General features: G+C 75.8%; 4 protein-coding genes. 1 reads left to right on the top strand and 3 read right to left on the bottom strand.

The window, feature by feature from the left end:
* Together Q6969_RS11650 and Q6969_RS11645 are read right to left on the bottom strand one after the other, a co-directional pair.
* Positions 1-4419, bottom strand: a 4419-nt coding sequence (locus Q6969_RS11650) for a DEAD/DEAH box helicase (RefSeq protein WP_317230588.1), incomplete at its 3' end; no start/stop codon positions are given.
* A gap of 142 nt (positions 4420-4561) precedes the next feature.
* Entirely contained in the window at positions 4562-5203 is a 642-nt protein-coding gene (locus tag Q6969_RS11645; RefSeq protein WP_317230587.1) for an alpha/beta fold hydrolase, read from the bottom strand.
* Positions 5204-5334: 131 nt separating this feature from the next.
* Here Q6969_RS11645 and Q6969_RS11640 point away from each other — a divergent pair, with 131 nt between their 5' ends.
* Positions 5335-5889 carry an NUDIX hydrolase family protein gene (locus tag Q6969_RS11640; RefSeq protein ID WP_094116608.1) on the top strand — a complete coding sequence of 185 codons (555 nt, stop codon included), beginning with the start codon at positions 5335-5337 and terminating at the stop codon, positions 5887-5889.
* 23 nt (positions 5890-5912) lie between these two features.
* Here the strand turns inward: Q6969_RS11640 and Q6969_RS11635 are convergent, their stop codons facing one another.
* Entirely contained in the window at positions 5913-6533 is a 621-nt protein-coding gene (locus tag Q6969_RS11635) for a TetR/AcrR family transcriptional regulator (protein ID WP_317230586.1), read from the bottom strand.
* Positions 6534-6746: the final 213 nt, after the last annotated feature.

Below are 6746 nucleotides of genomic sequence, written 5' to 3'. Positions count from 1 at the left end.
GTCGTCGCCCGAGTCGGGTGCCGAGCCGTCGAGCCGCGGCCACGGCAGCGCCGCGCCGTACGCGTTCGCCGGATCCGTGGCCGCCAGCGTCAGCGCGTTCCGCGGCCGCTCGCCCGCGTCGGGGTCGCGGGTGAAGCCGCGCAGCCGGTCGACCGTGCCGCCCGTGGAGAACTGCGCCGCGCCGAGCGTCTCGATGAAGTAGCCGCGCCGGGCGCGCCCGGTGTCCTCGAAGCCCGCGAGCACCTTGTAGGTGAGCGCGAAGCCGCCGGGCACGCGCTCGGTCATGACGGAGCCGCGCGTGACCACGCCGTACCGCTCGAGGAGCAGCTCGGCGGTGCCGGCCGCGCGCACGGTGGCGTCGGTCTCGGCGAGCGGCACGATCGACCAGCGCCCGGCCGCGGTCGACGGCCCGGTGCGCGTGGGCATCTCGGCGCGCGGCATGCGCCCGCCCCGGTACATGCGGCCGCGGGGCGCGCGCTGCGGCGTCTTGTGCGCCGTGGATCCGCCCGCGAGCAGCGCCCGCAGCGGCGACAGCGTGTCGTTGGTGACGAGCCCCGCCCACACCAGGTCCCAGAGGGCGGTGACGAGCGCCTTGTCGTCCGTGGACCCCACGGCGTCGCTCAGCTGCCGGAAGAAGTAGCCGCCGCCGGTGCCGAGCGTCGTGAGGATCTCGCGCTGCAGCTCGTCGGTGTCGTGCACGTCGGGCTCCGGGAGCGTCAGGGCGACCTGGTCGGCGAGGTGCAGGCTGACCCAGCCGTCGGCGCCCGCGAGCGTGCCGGCGCCCGACCAGATGACCTCGCCCGTGGACGTGAGCTCGTCGAGGAAGGCGGGCGTGTAGTCGCGCACCCGGGCCGGCAGCACGAGCGTCTCCCACGCGGAGGCGGGCACGGGCGCGCCGGCCAGCTGCTCGATGACCTGGAGCACGCCGTCGACGCCGCGGAGCCCGCGCTCGCGGTCGGCGCCGGCCACGTGCTGCCACGCCGGCAGGAAGCGCGCGAAGGCGGCCCGCTCGACGGGCTCGACCTCGCTGCGGAGCGCCGCGAGCGACCGGCTGCGGAGGCGCCGGAGCACCTCCACGTCGCACCACTCGCTGCCGGACGCCCCCGGCCGGAACTCGCCCTCCACCACGCGCCGCTGGGCGCCGAGCCGCGCGAGGGTGTCGGCGATGACCGCGGACCCCAGCCCGATGGCCGTGGCCGCGTCGGCGATGGTGAAGGGGCCGTGCGTGCGGGCGTAGCGGCCCACGAGGTCGCCCAGGGGATCGGCCACGGGCTCGACGAACGCGAGCGGCGTGCCGATGGGCAGCGGCACCCCGAGGGCGTCGCGCAGGCGGCTCGCGTCCTCGATGGCGGCGACGCGCGGACGCCCGCCGAACGAGACGCGGAGCGCCCGCTTGCCGGCGACGAGCGCGTCGAGGTGGTCACCGGCGGACGCGGACTCCTCGGGCTCCAGGCGCGCGGCGACCTCCTCCGCGTCCAGCGGCCCGAGGATGCGCAGCAGGTCGGCCACGCCCTCCACGCCCTTCGCGCGGCGGTCGGTCGCGAGCCGCTGCAGCTCCAGCTCGGTGCGCTCGATGACACCCGGATCCAGCAGCTCGCGCAGCTCCGCGCGGCCGAGCAGCTCCGACAGGAGGCCCGCGTCGAGCGACAGCGCGGCGGCGCGGCGCTCGGCGAGCGGGCTGTCGCCCTCGTACATGAACGCGCCCACGTAGCTGAACAGGAGGCTGCGCGCGAACGGGGACGCGTCCTCCGTGGTGGTCTCGACGATGCGGATGCGCCGCGCCTCGATGTCCTTCGCGAGCGACGTGAGCGCGGGCAGGTCGTAGACGTCCTGCAGCACCTCGCGCACGGTCTCGAGCACGATGGGGAACGCGGGGTACTTCCGCGCGACGTCGAGCAGCTGGGACGCGCGCTGGCGCTGCTGCCAGAGCGGCGACCGGCGGCCGGGGTTGTAGCGGGGCAGCAGCAGGGCGCGGGCGGCGCACTCGCGGAACCGGGACGCGAAGAGGGCGGATCCGCCGACCTCGCGCGTGACGATGGCGTCGAGCTCGTCCGGCTCGAACACGAACAGGTCGGCCCCCGGCGGCTCGCCGTCGGTCTCGGGGATGCGCACCACGATGCCGTCGTCGTTGGCCATGGTCGCGCCGTCGATCCCGTACAGCTCGGTGACGCGCGCGCCCACCGCGAGCGCCCACGGCGCGTGCACCTGCATGCCGTACGGGGAGTGCAGCACCACGCGCCAGTCGCCCAGCTCGTCGCGGAAGCGCTCGACCACGAGCGTGCGGTCGTTCGGCACGTGGCCGGTGGCCTTCTTCTGGTCGTCGAGGAACGCGAGGAGGTTGTTCACGGCGCGGTCGTCGAGGCCTACGCGGCCGGCGCGTGCCCGGGCGTCGTCCACCGCGGATCCCGAGAGCTCCCGCACGAACGCGCCGATGGCCCGGCCGAGCTCCAGGGGCCGGCCGAGGCCGTCGCCCTTCCAGAACGGCAGCTTGCCGGGCTCGCCGAACGCGGGCGTGACGAGCACGCGGTCGTGCGTGATCTCCTGGATCCGCCAGCTCGTGGCCCCGAGCGCGAACACGTCGCCGACGCGCGACTCGTAGACCATCTCCTCGTCGAGCTCGCCCACGCGCGAGGCCTTCTCGCCCACCATGAAGACGCCGAACAGGCCGCGGTCGGGGATGGTGCCGCCGGAGGTGACCGCGAGCCGCTGCGCGCCCGGCCGCCCCTCGATGGTGCCCTCGTCGCGGTCCCAGACGATGCGGGGCCGCAGCTCGGCGAACTCGTCCGACGGGTAGCGGCCGCTCAGCAGGTCGAGCGTGGCCTCGTAGGCCGAGCGCGGCAGGGTCGCGAACGGCGCGCTGCGCCGGACGGTGTCGAACCACTCCTCGACGCCCACCGACTCGAGCGCGACGGCCGCGACGGTCTGCTGCGCGAGCACGTCGAGGGGGTTCGCGGGCACGCGCAGCGACTCGATCTGCCCGCTCGCCATGCGCTCCGCGGCGACGGCCGAGTGGATGAGGTCGGCCCGGTGCTTGGGGAAGATGACGCCGCGCGAGACCTCGCCCACCTGGTGCCCGGCGCGGCCGACGCGCTGCAGCCCGCTCGCGACCGACGGCGGGGCCTCCACCTGCACGACGAGGTCGACGTCGCCCATGTCGATGCCGAGCTCCAGGCTCGAGGTGGCGACCACGCAGCGCAGCCGCCCCGACTTCAGGTCGTCCTCGATGAGGGCGCGCTGCTCCTTCGAGACGGACCCGTGGTGCGCCTTGGCGAGCACGGGATCCGCGCCCTCGGTGCTCCCGGCCTGCGCCATGACCTCCGCGGGCGGACGGGCAGGTGCGCGCCGGGTGGCGGAGGAGGCGGTGGCGTCGACGGGCCGGGACGCCCCGGACGCGGCCGCCGCACCCGCCAGCACGGGCACGGCGTCAGCCTCGGCGCCCGCGGACCCGGCGACGATCGCGCGTCCCTGGGCGTCGATCCGCCCGTCCTCGATGCGCCCCGCGTAGATCTCGTTGAGCCGGGCCGTGAGCCGCTCCGCGAGCCGCCGGCTGTTCGTGAAGACGATGGACGACGTGTGCTGGAGCACGAGGTCGACGATGCCCTCCTCCACGTGCGGCCAGATGGACCCCTGCTGCGGCTCGCCCTGCGCCGCCGACCCCTCGAGCGGCGCGGTGGTGCCGAGCTCGGTCATGTCGTCGACCGGCACGACGACGCGGAGGTCGAACTCCTTGGTGTTCCTCGGCGACACGATGGTGACGGGCGAGCGCCCGCCCAGGAACCGCGCCACCTCCTCGGGCGGCCGCACCGTGGCCGACAGCCCGATCCGCTGGGCGGGCTTCTCGAGCAGCGCGTCGAGCCGCTCCAGCGACAGCGCGAGGTGGCTGCCGCGCTTGGTGGCGGCGACCGCATGCACCTCGTCGACGATGACCGTCTCGACCCCCACGAGCGTCTCCCGCGCGGCCGAGGTGAGCATGAGGAACAGCGACTCGGGCGTGGTGATGAGGATGTCCGGCGGCGTCCTCGCGAGCGCGCGGCGGTCGCCGGCCGGGGTGTCGCCCGAGCGCACGCCCACGGTGACCTCGGGCGGCTCGGCCCCCAGCCGCTTCGCGGTCTGCACGATGCCCACGAGCGGCGAGCGGAGGTTGCGCTCCACGTCGACCGCGAGCGCCTTCAGGGGCGAGATGTAGAGGACGCGCGTGCGCCGCATCGGATCCTCCGGCGCGGGTCGCGAGGCGAGCCGGTCGATGGACCAGAGGAACGCCGCGAGCGTCTTGCCGGATCCGGTGGGCGCCACGACGAGCGCGTGCGACCCCTTCTGCACCGCGTCCCACGCACCGGTCTGCGCGGCGGTCGGGCCGGGGAACGCGCCCTGGAACCACTCCCGGGTGGCCGGCGAGAAGCGCGCGAGGACGTCATCCATCCGCTTATCCTCCTCCGTGCCACCGACATCCACCTCGAGCCCGCGCTCGGCGGACGAGCCTGCGCTCGGCGGACGGGGCCGGACTCGGCGGACAGGGCCGGGCGCCCGGGCGCGCGGCGCCGCCGCGCGCCCGACGGGCCGATCAGCCCGCGTGCTCCCGGATGAACGCGGACACGTCCCGGAGCTCCGGCGCGGACACCGAGTGCGGCAGGTCCTCGTAGATGCGCTCGGTGAGGTCCGTGTGGCCGCCGATCCAGGCGCGCGTGCGGGCGACGGCGGAGTCGGGGATCACCGCGTCGGCGGTGCCGCGGCCCCAGAAGACGGGCGTGCGGTCGGCTGCCAGCGCGACGTCGCCCGCGTGCTCGCCGCGCACGGAGAAGCCGCTGAGCTGCACGGCGTAGGAGAAGCGCCCGGGCGCGTTCCGCAGGAGCTGGAGCGCGGTCGCGCCGCCCTGGCTGAAGCCGAGGAGGCCGACCGAGCGCGGCGTCGCGGGCAGCCCGTCGAGCCAGTCGAGCACCCCCTGCGCGGCGGCGTCGGCGGCGGCCGGATCCGGGTCGCCGGTCGATCCCGGCACGATCGGGAACCACGCGTGGCCGCCCTGCAGGGCGATCGGCGCCCGCAGCGACGCGACCACCGGCCCGAGCGGCAGGTACGGCGAGAGCCCGAAGAGGTCGCCCTCGTGCGACCCGTACCCGTGCAGCAGCACGAGCAGCGGCCGGTCGGCGAGCTCGGCGGTGGAGGCCGACCAGAGGACGGCGTCGGGATCCAGCGGCAGTGCGGTCACGGTGTCCTCGGGGGCGGCGGCGGATGGGCGGACGCGGGGTCGTCCGGCGCGCCCATCCTCGCATCCGCCCCCGTGGATCCGGTCCGCGCGCCGGGTGGCCGCCGCGCTCCGGCGGTGGGTGACAATGGACCATGACCGTTCGCACCCCGGACCCGAACATCCCCGACCCGAACTCCGGCTGGCTGTCGGACGTGGAGCTGGCGCAGATCCGGCAGCGCCTGCCCCTGCTCTACGTCGAGGCCGTCCCCGTGCGGGTCGACGGCGTGGGCCGCGTGAAGGACATCGGCGTGCTGCTGCGCGCGACGGCGACCGGCCAGATGACGCGCATGCTCGTCTCGGGCCGCGTGATGTACGGCGAGACCCTGCGCGACGCGCTCTTCCGCCACCTCGAGAAGGACCTCGGGCCGATGGCGTTCCCGCAGCTGCCCGCTAGCCCGACGCCGTTCTCGGTGGCCGAGTACTTCCCGTTCCCCGGTGCGAGCCCGTTCACGGACGAGCGGCAGCACGCCGTCTCGCTGGCGTACGTGGTGCCGGTCACGGGCACGTGCGATCCCCGCCAGGATGCCCTCGAGATCACCTGGATGACCCCGGAGGAGGCGGCCTCCGACGCCGTCTCGGCCGACATGGAGGGCGGCCGCGGCGCGCTGCTGCGCGCGGCCCTCGCCTCCGTGGGCGTGCTGCCCTAGCCCGATCCGGCCGCTCCGGCCGCTCAGACCGCGGCGGCCCGCGTCGCGGACGGCGGCTCGAGGTAGTGGCGGCGCAGGTCCTCGAAGGCCGCGCTCGCCCCCGCGCCCACGCCGTAGCAGCGCTGCACGTGCAGGCCGTCCATGGCGGACAGCACGACGGCCGCGGCGGATCCCGGGTCGAGCTCCGGGTCGATGAGCCCGCGTGCCTGGTCGACGACCACGCCCGCCGTGATGCGCTCGAGCTCGCGCGACCGGCGCTCCCGGAACAGGTCGTGCAGCGGGTGGCCCGACGCGGAGGCCTCCGAGGAGACGACGGCGATGACGCGCGTGAGGCACGCGCTCTGCTCCCCGTCGGCGATGACGACGGCCGCGTGCTCGGCGACGCTGCGCGGCCGGTGGGTCTCGACGGCGGACGCGAGGCGCTCCTCGCGGCGCTCCAGCACGGCGAGCAGCAGCTCCTCCTTGCCCGTGAAGTGGTGCAGGAGGCCGGCCGGCGTGATCTGCGCCCGCGCCGCGATCTCCCGGAGGGAGCTGCCGCGGTACCCCTGCTCCGCGAACACCTCGATGGCGGTGCGGATGAGGAGCTCCCTGCGCTCCAGGCCCTTGCGGTAGGGGCCACGGGTGGCGAGGGCGGCGCGTGTCATCCGCACAAGCTATCCGGATGCCGCCGCGGGCCCCGGCGACCGTCCCCAGGCAGGCCCGCGGGGCCGGGGCGCGCCCGCGTCGGGACGACCGGCTCGACACGACCGAGGGCCCCCGTCGGTGACGGGGGCCCTCGGCCTCATGCCGACGCGCGCTGCGCGTCGTGCGGTCTAGCGTCCGCTGGAGACGCGGCGGTGGGTGCGCGCCCGGCCGCC

The organism is Clavibacter sp. MX14-G9D (assembly GCF_032917815.1).
GTDB classification, from domain to species: domain Bacteria; phylum Actinomycetota; class Actinomycetes; order Actinomycetales; family Microbacteriaceae; genus Clavibacter; species Clavibacter michiganensis_K.
This window is presented reverse-complemented; position numbering and strand designations above follow the sequence as displayed.